This is a genomic window from Flavobacterium sp. KACC 22763 (assembly GCF_028736155.1).
In the GTDB taxonomy this organism is placed as follows: domain Bacteria; phylum Bacteroidota; class Bacteroidia; order Flavobacteriales; family Flavobacteriaceae; genus Flavobacterium.
In genome coordinates, this window is the sequence record NZ_CP117879.1 from 2,371,560 (window position 1) to 2,392,300 (window position 20,741).

Sequence of the window (20,741 nt, forward strand, 5' to 3'; positions counted from 1 at the left end):
GGCCACTAATCCAAATGGTAGCAATCGATATTTAAAAAAAGTAATATCTTCTTCACACTTTATGAATAATTATAATGGTTATATTAAATGTAAATAAATGAAAAATATAGTATCAATCTTATTAGGGGGTATAATTGCTTTTTTTGTTTTTCGCTACTGTTTTTTTAAAATACAAGATTATAAAAATAATAATCGCTGTAATTCATCTCAATTTATTGCAGATGGAGAAAGAATTTATATTACTTTTTATAGAAATATAAGTAAAACTAAAATGTTAAAAAAATTCCAAATAATTTTAATTGGAAAAGATGGAAAAACTAAGAAAATAGAATACCAAAGAATTAAAGATTCGGATAATAAATATTATATAGATTCTAAAATTTTAAAATCCGATACTATTATAATTGAAGCAGACAAAAATAAAAAATACAAATTTTTTGATTTTAAAAATACTGCTTCGAAAATCAATGCAGGAAAGAATAGGGGCGAATATTATTGTAATCTTTATTATAAGAACATTCCTTTTAGCAAAGATTTTGAAGATAGTTTTGAGAGTTTTAATACCATAAATGTTTTTCTGGAATAGTTTTTTGCAATACATTTTCAAAAACAGAGAATGAAATATATAAAAACCTTGCTCCCCATTGCTAGCGCGAGCGTCTCGCTCGTGAGACAAAATTTATTTTCAAAAAATAATCTATTATGGATTTCCATAAAATACTATAATCCAACTGCACTAATTTTCTCCATATTAATTATAAAATAATTTATTATGGCAAAAACAGCTGCATTTCACAGTGTAAAACAATCTGTGTATCACAACAACACAAGTTGTACAGAAGGAAACAACATTGAAAAAGTTAATCTTCGACCAGGAACTGGTGGAAAACCACTTTGTAGTCATTGTAGTAGACTTTAATTTTTAAGCCGCTTTATATAAAGCGGCTTATTTTTATTATTTAAATAACCCTACTCCTGACTCAAATAAGGATTCAAAATCTCCGCCAATTCATTGAGCCAATAATAATTGTCTTCAAAATTGGTTAATCCAATTTGGAGGGTTTCGTGTTGTTGCATTACGCCGAGAGCTAAAATGCAATTTACTTGTCTTAAGATTTTAGCCATATCTTTGGGATTTATAATATGGCTAAAAAATCTTTATCCTATTCTAAAAATTAAGGATTCATTTTCATTTACTGCTATTTCATAAGCTTCTTTAATATTTTCAAAATATTCTACGACAAAAGCTTTATTCTGAGGTCTTGTGTGGGCAAAATTTTCTTTTTCACCAGTTTCCCAAAATTCTAAAAACTTTTCAATTGTAATATTGTCTAATATCGTTTCTTTATTTTTTTTAACTTCTTCAGAGCTTGAATAACCAATATAACCATCTTCGGGAGAAAATGAATTATCACCTTGAATTATCTTTCCTACCGCTTCACTGCCAAGTCCTGAGAACTTATTTAATATTTCTAATAAATCAATCGCAAAGTAGCTTAAATCAGCAGTTTCTTTCAAGGATTCTAACTCCGAAAATTTATTCTTTTTATGATTTTTTAATTCCTCGTTTGAAAGTTTGTATAGTGAACCTGTTAATGCCATAATGGTTTTCTAATTAATAGTTTTTACAAAAGGTTAAATGTCTAATAAGCAAATATAATATTTACAGTAAGACATTCACATTATTCATTTCTAATTTGCATTGATCTGGATTACGGTAACGAGCGGGCACTTGCGCAAGTATTACGAAATATACATAATGATTGCAAACAAAAAACCTCGACCTTAAAAAGCCGAGGTTTTTCCATTTCATAATCTCTACTCCTCACTCAAATAAGGATTCAAAATTTCCGCCAATTCATTGAGCCAATAATAATTGTCTTCGAAATTGGTTAGTCCGATTTGGAGGGTTTCGTGTTGTCGCATTACGCCGAGAGCTAAAATGCAATTTACTTGTCTTAAGATTTTAGCCATATCTTCGGGATCCATAATATGGTTAAAAAAATCAATCAGCCTTGTTTCGGCTTCTTTGGAAAGGGTGTTTTTTGTACTCATAATGTCGTAATATTAGGAATATAAAAACCCTTGCATCTTAGTGTTCCTAACGCTTACGACGGCGTTTACGGTCGTTTCCGATACCGTACACATAATACAAGGGCAAATCTTGCTCTAATTTAAAGTCGTAATTTTTTAGGAACTTCAAATGTAGAGAAAACTATTTTAAAAAGAAAGATTTTTCTTTCAATAAATATATTCGTTTTATCAAATATAACAAATCTATATTTCAACCGCATTTTTGTCATTTCGAGGAACGAGAAATCTTCGCGAGAAACTCCACAATCTAAATCACCAATCTTTGTCGAGCTACTTGTGGAGATTTCTCGTTCCTCGAAATGACAAACAGAACGTAAAAAAGATGAAACATTTGTCAGGCTGAGCGAAGTCGAAGCCCCGCAATCTAAATCGCCAATCTTTGTCGAGCTACTTGTGGAGATTTCTCTCTTCGATCGAAATGACAAACTGTGCGCAAAAGAACATTAAACATTTGTCAGGCCGAGCGAAGTCGAAACCCAGCAATCTAAATCGCCAATCTAGCGCGAGCCTCCCGCTCGTGAACAATAAAGCAATCAAATTAAAATACTACAAAAACTATACAGTACCTTAGAAATACAAATTTAAAAATTCGTTTAAAGGGCTGTTCTACTTTGGTTTGAGAGGAATTGCTCTTTTTTTGTTCTGTTAGACAAACAAAAAACACCTCATCAATCAAAATCAAAAAATAATATATTTGTCGCAACCACTATGTTAATTTACAAACAATACTAACAAAATCTAACCAAAAACCACCCCATTCGCTATGAAAAAAAGATTACTCCTTTCTTTTATATTTCCATTATCATTACACATATATGCACAAGCGCCTACAATTGAATGGCAAAAATGCTTTGGAGGAACAAAAACTGAAAGCTTTAGCAACATAAAGAAAACCTCAGACGGAGGTTATATCATAGCTGGCGCAACAAGTTCTAACGATGGAGACTTAACAATAAACAAAGGAGAATATGACGCGTGGATTGTAAAACTGAATTCAAATCTAGTAACCGAATGGCAGAAAACATACGGCGGTTCAAAACAAGATTATGCAGATTGTGTACAGCAGACCAATGATGGAGGTTATATTGTAACAGGATATTCAGAATCTAATGATGGAGATGCCACCTTTAATCATGGAACTTATACTAGTGGTGATTACTGGATTGTAAAATTGAATTCGCTAGGTGTTATAGAGTGGCAGAAATCATTAGGAGGATCAATAACAGAAAGATCTTATAGCATTTCGCAAACAACAGACGGAGGATATATTGTTGTAGGAAACAGCATTTCTAACGATGGTGATGTTAGTGGTCTGCACAGTAATGGCACTACGAATGCATATGATATATGGGTTGTAAAACTAAATACACAAGGAAATATAACATGGCAGAAGACCTTAGGAGGTACACAAGATGAATATGCCTATAGCATTAAACAAACTACAGACGGCGGTTTTATTTTATGCGGAATGAGTGTATCTACTGATGGAGATGTCACAATAAATAAAGGATATTCTGATGGCTGGATAGTTAAACTAAATAATTTAGGAAATATAGATTGGCAAAAAACATATGGCGGAAGTAAAACTGATACTTTTAAATCTATATCATTAACTCCTGATGGCGGTTTTATTGCTATAGGAAGCACTGCATCAACAGATGGCGATGTAACTTCTAATGATACAAGCGGTAACGTTTGGGTTGTAAAAATTAATGTTTCGGGAGCTATAGAATGGCAAAAAGTTTTTGGAGGTACTGCAAATGATGAAGGAACTGATATTGCTCCAACTTCTGATGGAGGTTATGTTTTTACAGCATCATCTTCTTCTTTAGATAACGATCTAACAGGAAACAAAGGGGCATCTGATGCTTGGATTGTAAAGATAAATCAAACTGGGAGTTTACAATGGCAAAAAAATATTGGCGGAAACAGTTCTGATCGTATAGAATCAATTATCCAGGATAGTGATGGGAGCTATATTATGGCAGGCTATACTTTTTCAAATAATGGAGATGTTACCAACTTAAAAGGATCGGCCGATGGATGGATCGTTAAATTGGCAGCAGATCATTTATCTGTAGATGAATTCAAATCTGATTATTTCATTACTTATCCAAATCCTGTTTCTTCGGTATTAAATTTTGAATCTCAAAATGGAGAACCGATTGATAAAGTTATTATTACTGATATGAATGGTAAGACGATACTAGAACAAAATCAGAAAACCAATCAAATTAATACACAACAGCTAACTTCGGGCATGTATATTATTAATGCATTTTCTTCAAATAAAAAATATACACAAAAAATTATAAAAAAATAAAAAGCGTTTGGTGGTGAGAGTTTTTAGCTTACTGCGGATATAATATTTCATTTTAAATTAAGAAACCTCGATCTTAAAAAAATCGAGGTTTGTCATTTTATAATCTTTATTTCTCACTCAAATAAAGATTCAAAATCTTTGTCGATATACAAGTGCGATTTCTCCCTCTGGTTGAAATGATAAACTAAATGCAAAAAAACCTTATTTTGATACAAAAATAACTTTTAGGGGTAATATTGATAAAACCCACTGTTTTAAATTTACTATCCTCGATAAATTAAATACCACTTTTAATGCCACTAACAAAAAAAATTGCAGAAATAATGTCCAAAAAATACAACACCAATATCACTATTATGGGTGATTATGAGGACAGTACCCATACTTCGATTCTTGACAATGACAACGGAACGATCTTAGTCGTTTCAGATCGAAATCAGTTCTATTTCAAAGATCGACATCGCAATCTCTGGCTTTCGGTTTTAGATCCCTTTCAGATAGATGGAAAACAGCATTATCCTGAACTGGGAGATTCCTACACACTCCATCATGGAGTACAATACAGTTTTACCACAAAAGAGGCAATTGTAGAAATGGCTTTCCATTATTTTGAAAAACATGCAGATTAATGTTATGAAGCGTGAAAAACTTTTTTTTAAATGCATAACTTTACAAAATATGAGCTCCCGATAGCTATCGGGATTGCATTTAAAAATCAAAACAAATGATTGAAATAAAGACGTTTGAACAGGCAGAAGATTTAAAGCATCCTAGACGCGTATTAAAATATGTGCTGCTATTTTGCACATCGGGCGAAATAACACTTTCGGTAGACGAAAACGAATATCTAATCACCAAAAATTCGGTCTTAACGATAACGTCTGGCCAAATTCATTTTATAAAAAACAGCAACAATGCAACCGGATTTGTTCTAGAATTTACTTATGATTTCTTCTGTAAAAACGATAATGACATTGAGCTGATTTTTCACAACAGCTTGTTCTGCCATTTTGCAATGAATGAAGTGATAAAAGTAGATGACGACAAATTGGTTGTGGATGCTTTACAGCTTATCGAGCAGGAAATTGCCCAAAAACCATATCAATACCTCATCTCTATTCATTCTAGAATTCAATTGATTTTAATCGAAATCAATCGTTCTAAAATAAAACTGGGAGAAGAAATCTACAAACCAGACGCTTTGTTTCTTCATTTTCTGGAAGCTATTCGCGGTAATTTTGACAAAAATCTTTCGGTAAATGAATTTGCCGATTTAATTGGCACAACCGAAGCCAAGTTAAATGAACTCTCTAAACTGCATTGCAATAAAACCGCACAAAATATCATTTTCGGACTGATTATTTCAGAAGCAAAACGTTTGTTTACGTACGAGAAATTATCGGTAAAAGAAACGGCTTATGCTTTGGGCTTTAATGATCCTTTTTATTTTTCGAACTTCTTCAAGAAACACACGAATATTTCTCCAAAATCTTATAAAGAGAAAGTTGTTCAGCTGTAACGATTATTCTAAACACATAGAAACATAGATTTTTAAATACGTATAAAGAAGGCAAAAGAGAAACTCGTTTCTCAACACATAGCTATGTTTGTTTAAACAAGTGAAACGCCTTTTTTTTACGACAACAATTCTATGTTTCTATGTGTTTAAATAAATCGCACAGAATGTTCCATTACATGCTTTTTCCAAGATTCTCTATTCTTTAAATAGCATCACCGCCCGATCTTTGTATCTGATTAATTACTAATACAATAGTTTATGAAAAGATATCAAGATTATGCCATTTTGCTTTTACGAATCGCAATGGCAATTGGATTTTTATCTGCCGTTTCAAGTCGGTTGGGTTTGCTTGGGAAACAATCTTCGGGTTGGGAAAATTTTCTGGCTTACGCCGAAAGTGTAAATTCTTTTTTGCCAAAAAGTTTTATTCCGTCAATTGCAATTATAAGCACATTTCTGGAAACCTTATTTGCTATTTTACTGCTGATTGGATATCAGACCAGAAAAATGGCTGTTGGCGCTTCTATCTTAACTTTTCTATTTGCGCTGGCAATGACTTATTCCTTCGGAATAAAAGATCCGCTCGATTATTCTGTATTTGTTTTTTCTATGGGCGCTTTTCTCTTAGCCACCGCAGACAAATACCGATGGAGTTTGGATGAGTATTTTTTAAGAATCTAATAACTCCTATGGTTTACAAAAAAATCTAACACATAGAAACATAGATTATAAAATATTAGAAAAAAGGCAATTAAAAAAAATCTAGATTTTCACACATAGCCATGTTTACTAATATAAGTGAAACGCCTTTATAAGTTTACAAACTCTATGTTTTAATGTGTTTAAAATAACTATCCAATAACTTAACAAATTAAATTTGAATACATATGGAAACTAAAATCACAAAAAGCAACGAATTAGAATGGAAACCTCTTCAAGAAGAAGGTGTAAAAACAGACGGAATTTATGCTAAAGTATTACGCTTTGATGCCGCTACTAACCGTCCTCCTACTTTTCTTTTAAAGTTTGAACCCGGTGCTTCATACCCGAATCATGTTCATCCAGCGGGCGAAGAAATCTATGTTCTAGAAGGCGAAGTTCGCTCTGGAAAAGACCAACTAAAAGCAGGCGATTATTTGTACATGCCCCCAGGAAGCACGCATTCTGTGTTTTCTAGAACTGGCTGTACGCTTTTGTTTATGATTCCTGAAGAGGTTGTCATTTTGAAGTAAACAAAATATCTAGTAGCCAACCTCTTTAGCTACAGACTTATTCGTAATTCTTTGTTTAGGCTTTGGGCAAATCTATTTTTGGCTAAAGCCTTTTTCTATTACTAAATTATTACCCCCCAAGCTAAAGCTGGAGGCAATTTAGATAATTGATTTTCTGCTGTATTTACCTCAAATCCTTTTTAATAACCAAATACTTTAAATCTGTTTTCCCTGCATTGCTAATTCCGTGTTCGGCGTTTGGCGGACAATAGAAACTGGTATTTGGACCCGCTGTAACGGTTTTTCCGTCTAGAAAGAATTCGGCAGTTCCTTCTAAAATATAGAAAAACTCTTCTTCAGGGTGGTGATGTGGCGCGTGTGTCGATTTGCCAGGTTCGACAATGCTCATTTTCAAAGTGTTTTCTTGAGTGAAATCTTTATTGGCAAACCAATATTGGTAACCCACTTTGGTTTTGGTGGCTTTGTTTATATCAAAATGATTGACACAGTTTTCGATGTTATATTGCGGAGTTTCTTTTTGGGTTTCCTGAGAAAAGGTTTGCTGGAAAACTAAAACAGTAATTGTGGTTTTTAGGAGGGTTAGGGTTTTTATTTTTTTTATTGTAATGTTACGAAAATAATTTATTGAGCTTTATATAAAAAAATAAAATCTGTCGTTAATAAGTATGACATTATTAATTATGAAAAACAGTAATAAAAAGTATTCAGACAGTTCAAAAATAAATCCTTATAAATTATCTTCTTATCAACAGGAAATTTTAGATAGACAAATTAATCAAGATAATAAGCTATATATTGAAGCAGAATATGTTTATAAGTATTTTAAAAAGAAATATAACTTATAAAATCTACTTCAAAGTCAATTCTAATTTTTGATTGTTGATTATCATTGCGGGCTTCGACTTCGCTCAGCCTGACAAAGTTTTTGCAATTTCTTTTTGTAATGTTACGCAAAAAAAGTCTTCAACTACGAGCAAATTTGAACCCGACTTTGCAGAATATCAAAAATAAAAACTACTTTTAAAACCGCTTCAAAAGTAAGTTTTAAACCTTTTTATAATGACCCCACTCCAACTTAAAATAAAATCATACTTTTTATTTCTTACTGCTTTAATTTTTACAAATTTTATATACGCTCAGACATCAAAAGAAAAGAGCCATTCCATAATAGCAAAAGGCGCAGTTCTTACAAAACTATCAGATCAATTCAGTTTTACAGAAGGACCTGCAGCTGATAAGAAAGGAAATATTTATTTTACCGATCAGCCTAATAATAGAATCATGAAATGGTCGGTTAATGGTGAACTTTCTGTTTTTATGGAAAATGCAGGAAGAGCTAACGGTTTGTATTTTGATCACGCAGGCAATCTTGTGGCTTGCGCCGATGAGAAAAATGAACTTTGGAAAATAGACAAAAACAAAAATTATACTGTACTACTAAACAACTTTGAAGGAAAAAGGCTGAATGGTCCTAATGATCTTTGGGTTGACCCAAAAGGCGGCATCTATTTTACAGATCCATTTTACCAAAGGGATTACTGGACACATACCTCCAAAGAAATAGAGAAAGAATGCGTTTACTATTTATCTCCGGATAAATCCAGAATTACCAACGTTGAAAATGATCTTTTAAAACCAAATGGCATTATTGGCGCTTCGGATGGAAAAACCTTATACGTTGCTGATATAGCAGGAAATAAAACATACTCTTATACAATCGAAAGTAATGGTTCTTTAAGTAAAAAGACGCTGTTTACCGAATCAGGTTCAGATGGAATGACAATAGACGAATCGGGAAATATTTACTTATGCTGAAAAGGAGTTACCATATTCAATCCAAAAGGAGAAAAAATAGCCCATATTGATGTTCCTGAACCTTGGACAGCTAATGTTTGTTTTGGAGGAAAAAAATTCAAAACATTATTTATTACTGCCAGCAAAAGTGTTTATACGATTGAAATGAATGTTCGCGGAATGAAGTAATCAATAAATCATCGATTTTATTATCGATTTTTCACAATCTTATCATTTCGAGGAACGAGACCCGAGCGATAGCGACTAGGCGAAGCAAATCTTCACAAGAAACTCCACAATCTAAATCGATAATCTTTGTCGAGCTACTTGCGAAGATTTCTCGTTCCTCGAAATGACAAACTTTGTGGTAAACTTTGACAAAGTTCTAATGAAAAATACAAGTTCTCTCCTAGCCCCGATCGAAATGGCATCTTTTTGTGGTGGGGTTCACCACAAAAAATATAATGTAGAGCGGGACAAAACGTTCTTAAAAACGAAAAATGTCCTGCTTCTAAAAAATATTAAAAGCGAAAACCTCAATAAATTCAAGGCTTCCAAATCCATCTATGGAACAATAAGAAAATATTATGATAAAAATATTTTGAAATTCGAAAATCTGCCATACATTTGCCTAACAGTGTTAAACGATTTAATACTTGAATACAATGGCTAGCAAAGATCGAATTTTAAGACAAAAAGAAGAGACAAGAAATAATATTCTTGGCGCTGCTTATGATATCGTAAAAGATGAAGGCTGGAATGGTTTGAGTATGCGTAAAATTGCCGACAGAATCGAATATACTGCTCCTATTATTTATGAATATTTCTCGAATAAAGAAGCAATTTTAGAAGAGCTGACAGGCAAAGGTTTTTTAAAACTGGCTAAAGAGTTGCAGACTGCAAAAGACAAGTTTGAAAAACCCGAAGATCAGTTAGAAGCCATGTGGATGACTTATTGGGATTTCGCTTTTACTAATACTGAAATGTATCAACTTATGTTTGGTGTTCAAATGACTTGCTGCGCACAGCGATGTTCGGCTCAGGAAGCACCTTACAAATTGTTTACTGGGGTTATTGCTGAAATTATGAAGGACAGCAATCCTAGTGAAGATATCATCAAACAAAAATATTTTACTTTCTTTTCTGTTATTCATGGTTTAATCGCCATCAACATCATTAACAAAAGTGATATTTTAGAAACAATAAATGCTCAGATTTTGAAGGATGCTATTACTGGTATCATCAAATCTATACAATAAAAAAATTTTCAATTTTACTTAACAGTGTAAAATGATTTAAACGGGATAACATAAAATCCTTTTTTTTATAACTTTCGCTTAACACTGTTAGAAAATTTAATAAAGGTAATAAAAGCTCTTTTTTTAGACTTTTACTTAACAACGTTAGATAATTTAATACTGATTTTAAATAAAATTGGAAAAGCTTAACTGTATAGAAATTTGCGCTCTTTTACTTAACAACGTTAGATAATTTAATTCAATTAAATATGAATCCCGAGAATGCCAGAATGCCCAAAGAATTAATCCGAGAAAATGTTCAACCAATTAAAACCACTATGAAAATGAAAAATGTAATTATAACCAGTTTTATTCTGGCCCTAGTTTTAAGCAGCTGTGCCGATAAAAATCAGGCTCCTACTGCTCCTCCTCCTCCAGTTTTACCAGTATTGGCTATTACAAGTGCTAACACCACAACTGACTCTGAATATCCTGCTTCTATACAAGGAACTGTCGATGTTGAAATTCGCCCACAAGTAAGCGGAAACCTTGACAGAATTTATGTAGACGAAGGTGCATATGTAAGTAAAGGACAAACTTTATTCAAAATCAATGAGCGTCCGTACCGTGAGCAGTTAAACAATGCTTTAGCAAGTCTTCACGCTGCAGAAGCGGCTTTGATCAACGCAAATTTAGAAGTTGATAAGTTGACTCCTTTAGTACAAAACAAAGTAGTTTCTGATTATCAGTTAAAAACAGCTAAAGCTTCTCAAAAAATTGCCGCTGCCAATATCGAACAAGCAAAAGCAATGGTTGGTACTGCTAAAATTAATTTAGGATATACTAATGTTACAGCTCCAGTAAGCGGATACATTGGAAGACTGCCTAAAAAACAAGGAAGTTTAGTTTCTGCTACAGATGTTGAACCTTTAACTACTTTATCAGATGTACACGAAGTATTTGCTTATTTCTCTTTGGGTGAAACTGATTTCATCAACTTTAAAGAGCAATATGCTGGAAATTCACTTGGTGATAAAATCAAAAAATTACCTCCAGTTACTTTGATTTTGGCTGATAACAATGCGTATCCTCAAACTGGAAAAATCGATATGGTTGACGGTCAGTTTGATAAAACTACAGGCGCGATCACTATTAGAGCGACTTTCCCTAATAAAGGCGGGGTTTTACGTTCTGGAAACACAGGAAGAATCCGTTTAGGATTAAACCATGACGATGCCATTTTAGTTCCGCAAGCAGCAACTGTTGAAATGCAAGACAAAGTATTTGTTTTCACTGTAGGCAAAGACAACAAAGTGACTAAAATGCCTATAACAGTTGTAGGTAAAAGCGGTACCAACTATTTAATTAAAGAAGGTGTAAAAACTGGCGACCAAATCGTGTTAAGCGGTATTGACAAACTTCAGGACGGGCAAGCGATTCAGCCTGAAAAATCAACTAAAGTTGCCGAAGTAACTAACAAAAAATAATCAGAAGAAATAATGTTCAAAATATTTATACAAAGACCTGTACTGGCAACCGTAATTTCCATTTTGTTGGTGATTCTGGGAGTATTGGGTTTAACTAAACTGCCTTTACAACAGTTTCCTGATATTGCGCCTCCATCGGTTTTGGTTACGGCGGTATATCCGGGAGCCAACGCAGAAACGGTTTTACGTTCTGTGGCACCTTCTATCGAAGAATCTATAAATGGTGTAGAAAACATGACGTACATGAGTTCTACAGCCAGTAACGACGGTACTTTGGCTATTACAGTTTTCTTTAAACTAGGAACAGATGCCGACCAAGCTGCAGTAAACGTACAAAACCGTGTGGCGCAAGCAACGAGCCAATTGCCATCCGAAGTTGTACAGCAAGGTATTGTTACAGCGAAACAGCAAAACAGTTTCATCATGGCAATTGGTATGTACACCGATGATGAAGCAAAATACGATCAGACGTTTGTTGCCAACTATGCACAGATTAATATTATTCCAGAATTAAAACGTATTCCGGGTGTTGGTTCTGCCAGTATTTTTGGTGGTGTAAAAGATTACTCTATGCGTGTTTGGTTGAATCCAACACAAATGTCTGCTTACAAAGTAACGCCTAGCGAAGTTATGGGAGCGATTCAAGACAAAAGTTTGGAAGCGGCTCCAGGTAAATTTGGAGAGCGAAGCAAAGAAGTTTTTGAATACGTTATTAAATATAAAGGGAAATTAACTAAACCAGAAGATTATGAAAATATTGCTATACGTTCTAATGCAGATGGCTCAGTACTTCGCTTAAAAGATGTAGCGAGAGTTGAATTGGGTGCTTACTCTTATAACAGTTTAACTCGTTTGAATGGTAAAAAAGGAATCGTAATTGGAGTTATTCAGTTGGCTGGATCTAACTCAAATGATATTCAGATCGCCATTAACAAAATGATGGAAAAAGCTTCTAAAGATTTTCCAAAAGGCATCAAACATAATATTTTCTATAGTACAAAAGTATCTCTTGACCAATCTATCGAACAGGTTGAGCATACGTTAATAGAAGCTTTTATACTGGTATTTATTGTGGTATTTATCTTCTTGCAAGATTTTAGATCAACTTTAATCCCGGCCATTGCTGTACCTGTAGCAATTTTAGGAACGTTCTTCTTCATGCAGTTATTCGGATTTTCGATCAACCTTTTAACGCTTTTCGCATTAATTCTGGCGATTGGTATTGTGGTCGATGATGCCATTGTGGTAGTCGAAGCGGTGCATGCGAAAATGGAGCATAAACGCTTGTCTCCAAAAATCGCAACCCATGAAGCAATGCACGAAATAACGGGTGCTATTATCTCGATTACGCTGGTAATGGCTGCTGTATTCCTGCCGGTTGGTTTTATGGAAGGCTCAACAGGAGTTTTCTATCGTCAGTTTGCCTTTACAATGGCAATTGCAATTGTAATTTCGGCAGTAAATGCCTTAACATTGAGTCCGGCGCTTGCGGCATTATTTTTAAAAGATAATCACGGAGCACACGATCACGATGCGCCTTACGAGAAAAAAGGATTTAAAGAAAAATTCTTCAGCGCTTTCAACAGCAGTTTTGAATCGCTTACAAATCGTTACGTAAGCGGACTTAAATTCTTAATCAGAAGAAAATGGTTGAGTTTAGGCGGATTAGCTTTAATTACTTTGGCAACTGTAGTGATGGTAAAAACAACTCCTGCAGGGTTTATTCCAACAGAAGATCAAGGATTTATTGCTATTGCAGTAAACACACCATCTGGAACATCATTGGACGGAACTCAAAAAGTAATGACCGAAGCTGAGAATACGTTAAAATCATTAGAAGCTTCTCGATTTGTAACCGCGATTTCAGGTTTCAACTTATTGACTAACTCTACAAGCCCATCTTCTGCTGTAATTTTCGTATTGCTTAAACCAAACGAAGAGCGCGGAGAAGTAAAAAATATTGACGAATTCATGAATCAGGTTCGTGGCAAACTGGGCGGAATTTCTGGAGGAAGTTTCTTCGTGTTCAGTTTCCCAACTGTTCCAGGATTTAGTAACGTTGAGGCTTTAGATTTAGTGCTGCAAGATAAAACAGGAGGAAAACTGGATAAGTTCAGTGGCATTTCTCAGGAATTTATCGGAGCATTAATGAAACGTCCGGAAATTGCAGTTGCTTTTACTTCTTTCAAAGCAGATTATCCACAATTGCAATTGGAAGTTAATGACGAAAAAGCAAATCAATTGGGTGTTAATGTAAAAGACATTTTACAAACCATGCAAGCGTACTTTGGTAGCGCACAAGCATCTGACTTTAACCGATTTGGTAAATATTACCGTGTCGTTGTTCAGGCAGATATCGAAGACAGAGCCGATCCAACTGCAATTGACAGAGTTTTTGTAAAAAACAAAACAGGCGAAATGGTGCCAATAAATACTTTAGTAAAACTAACTCGTATTTATGGTTCAGAAACCGCTTCTAGATATAATTTATTTAACTCAATTTCTATTAATGCCATTCCGAAACCTGGATTTAGTTCTGGAGATGCCATTAAAGCCATTGAAGAAGTAGCAAAACAACAATTACCTGCAGGTTACGGGTTTGAATTCTCGGGCCAAACACGTGAGGAGATTTCGTCAGGAGGACAATCGGCAACTATATTTTTACTGTGTTTGATATTCGTTTATTTCCTACTTGCTGCACAGTACGAAAGTTACATTTTGCCTTTGGCAGTAATCTTGTCAATCCCTGCAGGTATTTTTGGAGTATTCGTTGCTATTGGTTTAACTGGAATTGAAAATAATATTTACGTACAAGTTGCTCTTGTCATGCTGATCGGACTTCTCGCCAAAAATGCCATCTTGATTGTGGAATTTGCGGCACAGCGAAGAAGATCAGGACAAGGTTTAATAGCAGCTTCAATTATGGCAGCAAAATTACGTTTGCGACCAATTATCATGACGTCTCTTGCTTTTGTGGTTGGTTTAATACCAATGATGAGTGCCAAAGGTCCATCAGCACAAGGTAACCACTCGATCAGTATTGGGGCAGCTGGAGGTATGCTTTCAGGAGTAATTCTAGGTTTGTTTATCATTCCTGTTTTATTCATCATCTTCCAGCATTTACAAGAAAAAGTGAGCGGGAAACCAATCGCTGTAATTCATAACGAAGAAAAATAATAAATGGAAAACTATATCACAACCATACTTGTCGCCATCATATTTGGCATCGGATATATATCGTACAGAATCTCAAGAGATCTTGAAACTAGAAAAGATACTTGTACAGAAATTTAACCCTTTGGGATGAAAAAATATTTTAACACATAGAGACATAGTCCCGATAGCTATCGGGATTGTCTCGAAAAAAGAGAATAAAAGAAACTAGTTTCCACACATAGCAAACCTATGTGCATTTAAACTAGTGAAACGCCTCTTTAAAAAGCCTCAAAAAACTATGTTTCTATGTGTTTAAAAAACTACACCCAACGGATAAAAAAATTTAATAAAAAGACAATGAAAAATCATATAACCAAAATCGTGACCTTCGCCATTCTGATCACGACTTTAATATCCTGTAAAGTCTCAAAGGATATTGAAACTCCAAAAGATGCATTTCCTGAGAATTTCAGGAATGCATCGGTTTCGAGTGATACAACTAGTATTGCCGATGTGGAGTGGAAAAATTTCTTTACAGAAAAAGATATTATCAAATTAATCGACAGCGCCGTTGCGAGAAACAACGACCTTCAGATTGCTGAAAAGAATATCGAAATTGCACAATACCGTTTTACACAGTCAAAATGGGGAAATGTGCCTCAGGTTAACATATTTGTAAACGCAAGTACAAGCAATCCGTCTGACAATAGTTTTACGGGATTGAACTTAAATCAGGCAATCGGTGCCAAACATATTGACGATTATTCTGCTGGAGCTTCTCTTTCTTGGGAAGCAGATATTTGGGGAAAGATCAAAAACCAAAAGAAAGGAGCTTATGCAGGATATCTTCAGTCTGAAGAAGTAAAAAAAGCATTGCAGACCAATATCGTTGCTAATGTTTCGAGAGGATATTATAATCTCTTGATGTTGGATGCGCAATTGGATATTGCCAGACAAAATCTTCGTTTAAATGATAGTACAACCAATATTATCAAATTAAAATATGATGCAGGTCAGGTAACCACTTTAGCGATTCAACAATCGGAAGCACAAAAATTAAACTCAGCACAATTGATTCCGTTATTGGAACAAAACATTGCGATTCAGGAAAATGCTTTGAGTGTTTTGACTGGTTCTTTTCCTGATTCAAAAGAAAGATCAGTTCGTTTAAGTGCACTTGAAGTAAAACACAATACAGCAGTTGGAATTCCGTCTTCATTAGTAAGCAGAAGACCTGATGTAAAAAGCGCCGAATTAGCTCTTAAGGTTGCCAATGCAAATGTCGGTATCACGAAAGCGGATTTATACCCAGCGCTCAGAATTACGGCTCAAGGCGGCGTAAACTCTTTTGAAACCAGTAATTGGTTCAATATTCCAGCTTCTTTATTCGGAACTGTTGCAGGTGGTTTAACACAGCCGCTTTTGAATAACAAAAGACTTAAAACGCAATATAATATCGCTTTAGCAGAAAGAGAAAAAGCAGTTTTATCTTTTAGACAATCGGTTTTGGTTGCCGTAAGTGAAGTTTCGGATGCTTTGGTAAAAGTGGAGAAACTACAGCAACAAGAAACTTTCTTGAAAGAAAAAGTAAAAACATTACAGCAGGCTATTAAAAATGCAAACCTTTTATTCAAAAATGGTTTAGCAGAATATCTTGAAGTTTTAACAGCGCAAGCAAATCTTTTGCAAAGCGAATTGGAACTTGCCGATATTAAAAGACAACAGCTTACAGCCAATACAGATTTGTATCGCGCTCTAGGTGGAGGCTGGAAATAATACCCGTTACATTACCCGTTAATTATTTATTTTTTGAGATGAAAACGCTGTGGGACTTAGGTTTCATGGCGTTTTTTATGCTTTTGCCACGAAGGCGCTAGGGCGCGAAGTTTTTTTTGTTTGCCACAAATTTCACTAATTTTCACTAATTTCTTTTCTCTCTGATTATAAAAATAATTCGCGAAAATTCGTGAACTTCGTGGCAGTAAACTTTGCGTCTTAGTCCCGATAGCTATCGGGATTGTGGCAAAACAAAACAATCTATGACTTTCAATAAAGAAACATACCTCAACAATCTAAAATTATATTTCGAAAGTTACGCTCCTATTTCTGAGAAGTCATGGAAATTGATTGAAAACTTAACACATTTCCAGACAATCAAAAAAGGAGAAATTTTACTCGAAAAAGGAGAAATCTGCAAAAATATGTATTTTATTGCAAAGGGAATTTTACGCACTTTTATTACAGACGAACAAGGAAATTTCTATAACAAAAACCTTTTTTTCGAAAACAGGCTTGCATGCTCTAAAGTTTCATCAATGCTGCAAACTCCTTCCGACTTTACGATCGAAGCTTTAGAAGACTGTATTTTAATCCAACTTAATTACAAAAAATACATTCAGTTGATTACCGAAAATGATGATCTTAAAAACTTCTACATTGCATACTTGGAAAAAAACTGGATTATCGAAAAAGAACAAAGAGAAGTGGCGCTAGTAATGCAGAATGCAACAGAAAGATATCTTAATCTTCTTGAGACGCATCCGACAATCGCAGATCGGGTTCCGTTATTGCATATTGCTTCGCATTTGGGGATTACACCAACACAGTTAAGCCGAATCAGGAAAAGTCTGGAAAAAGATTTGTAAATCAACATATGTAAAGGTTTTTCTAAAAGACCAGATTTATATTTGCTTTATAATTAAAACTCGTCATAAAAATGAACCATATAAATCTTATCAAAGACAATATTGACAATCTGACAACTCTTTGGAAAACTGCAGCCATACCTCTCCTTTCCTACCATCAAAATGACTTTTTAGAATTTTCTCAAATAAAAAATGCAGGCTGGCCAAATAGATTATGGTTCAGAGAAGATATTACAGAAACAGATCTTCAGCAGATTAAGGAAACTATTGAAAAAAATCCGGGTTTGGTTGTTCCGTATTGGGATATTTTTGGAAGCAATTCAAATAAAATCTTCGAGAAAAACGGATTTTCAATTCGAAATCAGCTTGCTGCTATGGCTTTAAAACTCGATCAAAAATTTACGACTCCAAACATCTTAACTTTTAAACGAGTTTTAAATGAAGAAGATGCCAATACTTGGACAGACATTTATCCATTGTCTTTTAATTATGTCATCAGCAAAGAAACATTGATACAGAATTATGAGAATGTAAAGTACTTTCTGGTTCATTTTGAAGAAAAACCTATAGGAACATTGGCACTTTTTCAAACAGAAAACATAATGGGAATTCATGGTGTCGGCGTTATTCCAGAAATGCGCAAAAGAGGTTTCGCAGAAGAAATCATGAAATTTGCCATTAACGAAGCCATTGATGCCGATTGTGAATATGCGCAACTGCAAGCTTCGGCTTTAGGAAAAGGTATTTATACAAGATTAGGTTTTGAGGATTTGTTTACGATTACGAATTACCAACTGGGTTAAATTCCAAATTTTAAATTGCTTCTCCTGTTCGCTATCGCTCGAGTCCAAATTCCAATTAATCAGCTAATTAATTCTCTCGCAATCCCGATAGTTATCGAGAGCGAAGTCGCAAAGTCTTATTTTCAAGCCACAGATTAAAAAAGATTAAAGGATTTGTTTCCCGCAGATTTGGCAGATTGAGCAGATTATTTATTTTCTTGCTTAAAAATCTAATCTGCTCAATCTGCCAAATCTGCGAGAGCTAAAAAAAACTTTGCGGCTTCGCGTCTTTGCGAGAACTATTTCATTGAAACTGTAACAAAGTTTTTTTAAGTATTTAATGTCATTCTGAGCGAAATCGAAGCACTCGTACAATTAAGCCCGATGCATAGATTCAGCACGAGATCCTTCGACTTCGCTCAGGAAGACAAAACTTTGCGGAGCTACGTGCGGAGATCCCTCGTTCCTCGGGATGACAAACTGTGTGTAGTAGCATCTCAATTCACAATTCATAACTCATAACTCATAACTAACAATGTCCCAAATGCCCCCAAAATAGTCATAAATAGGTATTTTATGAAAAAATAAGAATAGTACATTTGTAATACATTAACTAATAACTATTTAAAACAAATACCCAATGAAGACAACAAAAATTATTTTTTGGACTACTACTATTCTTATTTTTTTATTTGAAGGTGTTATGCCAGCTTTAACTTCACAGACCGAATTAGCCAAAGAAGGAATCAGACACCTTGGTTATCCAGAATATTTCGGAAATGCATTAGTCGTGTTTAAAATTCTTGGAGTTTTAGCTTTAATTATTCCGCAAGTTCCTGGAAAAATCAAAGAATGGGCTTATGCCGGATTTGCATTCGATTTCATTTTTGCATCCATAAGCCACTTTGCAGTTGACGGAATCGGTTTTCAAGGCTTCTTTCCATTAATCATTTTAGCTATATTAATTATTTCGTATGTAACATATCATAAAATACAGCGTTATAAAAACATAGCACTCTAAAAATCAAAACTTTATGATTATTGAAGTTTTTAAAACAAATGTTCAGGAAGAATCTCAATGTCAAGTTATCATTGAGAAGCTTCTTGAGCATTTTCCAAACAGCTCGATCAACTTCGATTTAGAAGATTGCGACAAAATCCTCCGTATTCATGCGCCTACCATTTCGAATACAAAAATTATTGCCATTTTAAATTCGCACGGTTACTTCTGCGAAGCGCTTCCTTAAAAATTAACACTCCACAAATACCTGACTTATAGCTTTTTAATATTTTTTATTGTATATTTGAAGGAGTATCATTTCCCCTAATTCTATAAAATTAATTTCGCCAGATAATGTACTGAGGTTTTCTTTAACCAATCGGTAAAGATTTACTGTCGAGTTTTCAATTTTTAAAATTAAAAAAATGAAGAGCGCTATTCAAAATACCATACTGGAAACCTACAGTAAATTAGGCGACTTAATTTCCTCTTTTTCAAAAGAAGAAATCAATATTGTCCCGTTTGAAGGAAGCTGGACTGCCGGACAAACTGCACAGCATATTATTTTAGCTTGCTCAGGTCTTACCGCACTGTTTGCTGGAAAAACCGAAAAAACAATCAGAGAGCCCGACGAAAATATAAAAGGACTCGACTCCATCTTTTTAGATTACAATACCAAATACCAATCACCCGAAAACATAAAACCTCCTGCTATTGAGTATGAAAAAGGCACTTTGCTGGCTTCTGTAAAAAAAATCCAAAATGATTTATATGAAGCGGCAGAAACTTACGATTTAACGCTTACTTGTCTGGATGCTAAAATACCTGGATTTGAAAATTTCACGATTTACGAATGGCTTCATTTTGCCATTATACATACTCAGAGACATACGCACCAGTTAAAAACGATTTACGAACACATCAAAAAACAATAAATCAGTATTCAACTCAAAACTATTTTTATGAGATCAAAAGTTAGAACCATTGTTTCATCTGGTTTAGTTGCAGGAACATTAGACATTACTGCCGCTATTTTGATTTATGCAGGAATACTTCATAAAACAACAGCCGAAAAAATTCTGCAGTCTATTGCTAGCGGAATTTTTAAAAAAGAAGCATATACGGGCGGAGCAGAAATGACTTTTGCGGGTTTGGGACTTCATTTCTTAATTGCTTTTATTTTTGCTTGGTTTTATTTTAAAATTTTTCCCTACATCCCTTTTTTTAAAATAAACACTTTACTCTCGGGAGTATCCTATGGTTTCTTTATCTGGATTATAATGAATCTTGTAGTTCTGCCGATTGTATTTCCTGTCCTGCCCGAAAAAAAACTAGATTTTCCGCTTTTGCTTTCCATATTGATTGTAATCTGCTGTGTCGGAATTCCGATAGCTTTTATAACACGGAAATATTACGCAAAATGGTACTGAGAATAAAGGTTCAAAGTGACAAAGTAACAAAGTGACAAAGG

At 34.3% G+C, this 20,741-nt stretch carries 20 protein-coding genes and 1 pseudogene; 17 read left to right on the plus strand and 4 right to left on the minus strand.

Annotated features, from left to right (window positions below):
• Window positions 1-97 precede the first annotated feature (97 nt).
• Window positions 98-586 (plus strand): hypothetical protein, encoded by a 489-nt coding sequence (locus PQ463_RS09580; RefSeq protein ID WP_274257542.1) that lies wholly within the window; start codon window positions 98-100, stop codon window positions 584-586.
• Window positions 587-969: 383 nt separating this feature from the next.
• Here the strand turns inward: PQ463_RS09580 and PQ463_RS09585 are convergent, their stop codons facing one another.
• The 3 genes from PQ463_RS09585 to PQ463_RS09595 form a co-directional block, all read right to left on the minus strand.
• Window positions 970-1,125 carry a hypothetical protein gene (locus PQ463_RS09585; RefSeq protein ID WP_274257543.1) on the minus strand — a complete coding sequence of 52 codons (156 nt, stop codon included), beginning with the start codon at window positions 1,123-1,125 and terminating at the stop codon, window positions 970-972.
• A gap of 33 nt (window positions 1,126-1,158) precedes the next feature.
• The gene (locus PQ463_RS09590; RefSeq protein ID WP_274257544.1) at window positions 1,159-1,602 is read right to left on the minus strand and encodes a DUF1877 family protein; all 444 of its coding nucleotides are present in this window, start codon (window positions 1,600-1,602) and stop codon (window positions 1,159-1,161) included.
• Between the two features lie 216 nt (window positions 1,603-1,818).
• Window positions 1,819-2,055, minus strand: coding sequence for a hypothetical protein (locus PQ463_RS09595; RefSeq protein ID WP_274257545.1), 237 nt, complete (start codon window positions 2,053-2,055; stop codon window positions 1,819-1,821).
• A gap of 802 nt (window positions 2,056-2,857) precedes the next feature.
• Here PQ463_RS09595 and PQ463_RS09600 point away from each other — a divergent pair.
• The 5 genes from PQ463_RS09600 (at window position 2,858) to PQ463_RS09620 (ending at window position 7,168) form a co-directional block, all read left to right on the plus strand.
• The gene (locus PQ463_RS09600) at window positions 2,858-4,417 is read left to right on the plus strand and encodes a T9SS type A sorting domain-containing protein (RefSeq protein WP_274257546.1); all 1,560 of its coding nucleotides are present in this window, start codon (window positions 2,858-2,860) and stop codon (window positions 4,415-4,417) included.
• A 293-nt stretch (window positions 4,418-4,710) separates the two neighbouring features.
• Window positions 4,711-5,046 carry a hypothetical protein gene (locus PQ463_RS09605; RefSeq protein WP_274257547.1) on the plus strand — a complete coding sequence of 112 codons (336 nt, stop codon included), beginning with the start codon at window positions 4,711-4,713 and terminating at the stop codon, window positions 5,044-5,046.
• 95 nt (window positions 5,047-5,141) lie between these two features.
• A complete protein-coding gene (locus tag PQ463_RS09610) occupies window positions 5,142-5,936 on the plus strand; it encodes a helix-turn-helix domain-containing protein (protein WP_274257548.1) in 795 nt (264 codons plus the stop codon).
• Between the two features lie 258 nt (window positions 5,937-6,194).
• Window positions 6,195-6,617 carry a DoxX family protein gene (locus PQ463_RS09615; RefSeq protein ID WP_274257549.1) on the plus strand — a complete coding sequence of 141 codons (423 nt, stop codon included), beginning with the start codon at window positions 6,195-6,197 and terminating at the stop codon, window positions 6,615-6,617.
• A gap of 206 nt (window positions 6,618-6,823) precedes the next feature.
• Window positions 6,824-7,168 (plus strand): dimethylsulfonioproprionate lyase family protein, encoded by a 345-nt coding sequence (locus PQ463_RS09620; protein ID WP_274257550.1) that lies wholly within the window; start codon window positions 6,824-6,826, stop codon window positions 7,166-7,168.
• Between the two features lie 163 nt (window positions 7,169-7,331).
• On the opposite strand, the gene PQ463_RS23415 is transcribed toward PQ463_RS09620, so the two are convergent.
• Entirely contained in the window at window positions 7,332-7,613 is a 282-nt protein-coding gene (locus PQ463_RS23415) for a cupin domain-containing protein (protein ID WP_443135193.1), read from the minus strand.
• A gap of 614 nt (window positions 7,614-8,227) precedes the next feature.
• Here PQ463_RS23415 and PQ463_RS09630 point away from each other — a divergent pair.
• From PQ463_RS09630 to PQ463_RS09680, 11 genes and pseudogenes are all read left to right on the plus strand, one after another.
• Window positions 8,228-9,151, plus strand: a pseudogene (locus tag PQ463_RS09630) (SMP-30/gluconolactonase/LRE family protein).
• A gap of 476 nt (window positions 9,152-9,627) precedes the next feature.
• On the plus strand, window positions 9,628-10,221 hold the full coding sequence (locus tag PQ463_RS09635; protein WP_111377152.1) for a TetR/AcrR family transcriptional regulator: 594 nt from the start codon (window positions 9,628-9,630) through the stop codon (window positions 10,219-10,221).
• 248 nt (window positions 10,222-10,469) lie between these two features.
• Window positions 10,470-11,687, plus strand: a complete 1,218-nt coding sequence (locus PQ463_RS09640; RefSeq protein WP_111377245.1) for an efflux RND transporter periplasmic adaptor subunit — start codon at window positions 10,470-10,472, stop codon at window positions 11,685-11,687.
• Window positions 11,688-11,699: 12 nt separating this feature from the next.
• Window positions 11,700-14,864 carry an efflux RND transporter permease subunit gene (locus PQ463_RS09645; protein ID WP_274257551.1) on the plus strand — a complete coding sequence of 1,055 codons (3,165 nt, stop codon included), beginning with the start codon at window positions 11,700-11,702 and terminating at the stop codon, window positions 14,862-14,864.
• Between the two features lie 336 nt (window positions 14,865-15,200).
• The gene (locus PQ463_RS09650) at window positions 15,201-16,619 is read left to right on the plus strand and encodes a TolC family protein (RefSeq protein WP_274257552.1); all 1,419 of its coding nucleotides are present in this window, start codon (window positions 15,201-15,203) and stop codon (window positions 16,617-16,619) included.
• Window positions 16,620-16,882: 263 nt separating this feature from the next.
• Window positions 16,883-17,488: a Crp/Fnr family transcriptional regulator gene (locus PQ463_RS09655; RefSeq protein ID WP_274257553.1), complete on the plus strand. Its 606-nt coding sequence runs from the start codon at window positions 16,883-16,885 to the stop codon at window positions 17,486-17,488.
• A 71-nt stretch (window positions 17,489-17,559) separates the two neighbouring features.
• Window positions 17,560-18,291 (plus strand): GNAT family N-acetyltransferase, encoded by a 732-nt coding sequence (locus PQ463_RS09660; RefSeq protein ID WP_274257554.1) that lies wholly within the window; start codon window positions 17,560-17,562, stop codon window positions 18,289-18,291.
• 619 nt (window positions 18,292-18,910) lie between these two features.
• Window positions 18,911-19,291, plus strand: coding sequence for a DoxX family protein (locus tag PQ463_RS09665; RefSeq protein WP_274257555.1), 381 nt, complete (start codon window positions 18,911-18,913; stop codon window positions 19,289-19,291).
• Between the two features lie 13 nt (window positions 19,292-19,304).
• Window positions 19,305-19,517, plus strand: coding sequence for a hypothetical protein (locus PQ463_RS09670; protein WP_274257556.1), 213 nt, complete (start codon window positions 19,305-19,307; stop codon window positions 19,515-19,517).
• A 178-nt stretch (window positions 19,518-19,695) separates the two neighbouring features.
• Entirely contained in the window at window positions 19,696-20,205 is a 510-nt protein-coding gene (locus tag PQ463_RS09675) for a DinB family protein (RefSeq protein ID WP_274257557.1), read from the plus strand.
• Between the two features lie 27 nt (window positions 20,206-20,232).
• Entirely contained in the window at window positions 20,233-20,700 is a 468-nt protein-coding gene (locus tag PQ463_RS09680; protein ID WP_111377159.1) for a DUF1440 domain-containing protein, read from the plus strand.
• Window positions 20,701-20,741: the final 41 nt, after the last annotated feature.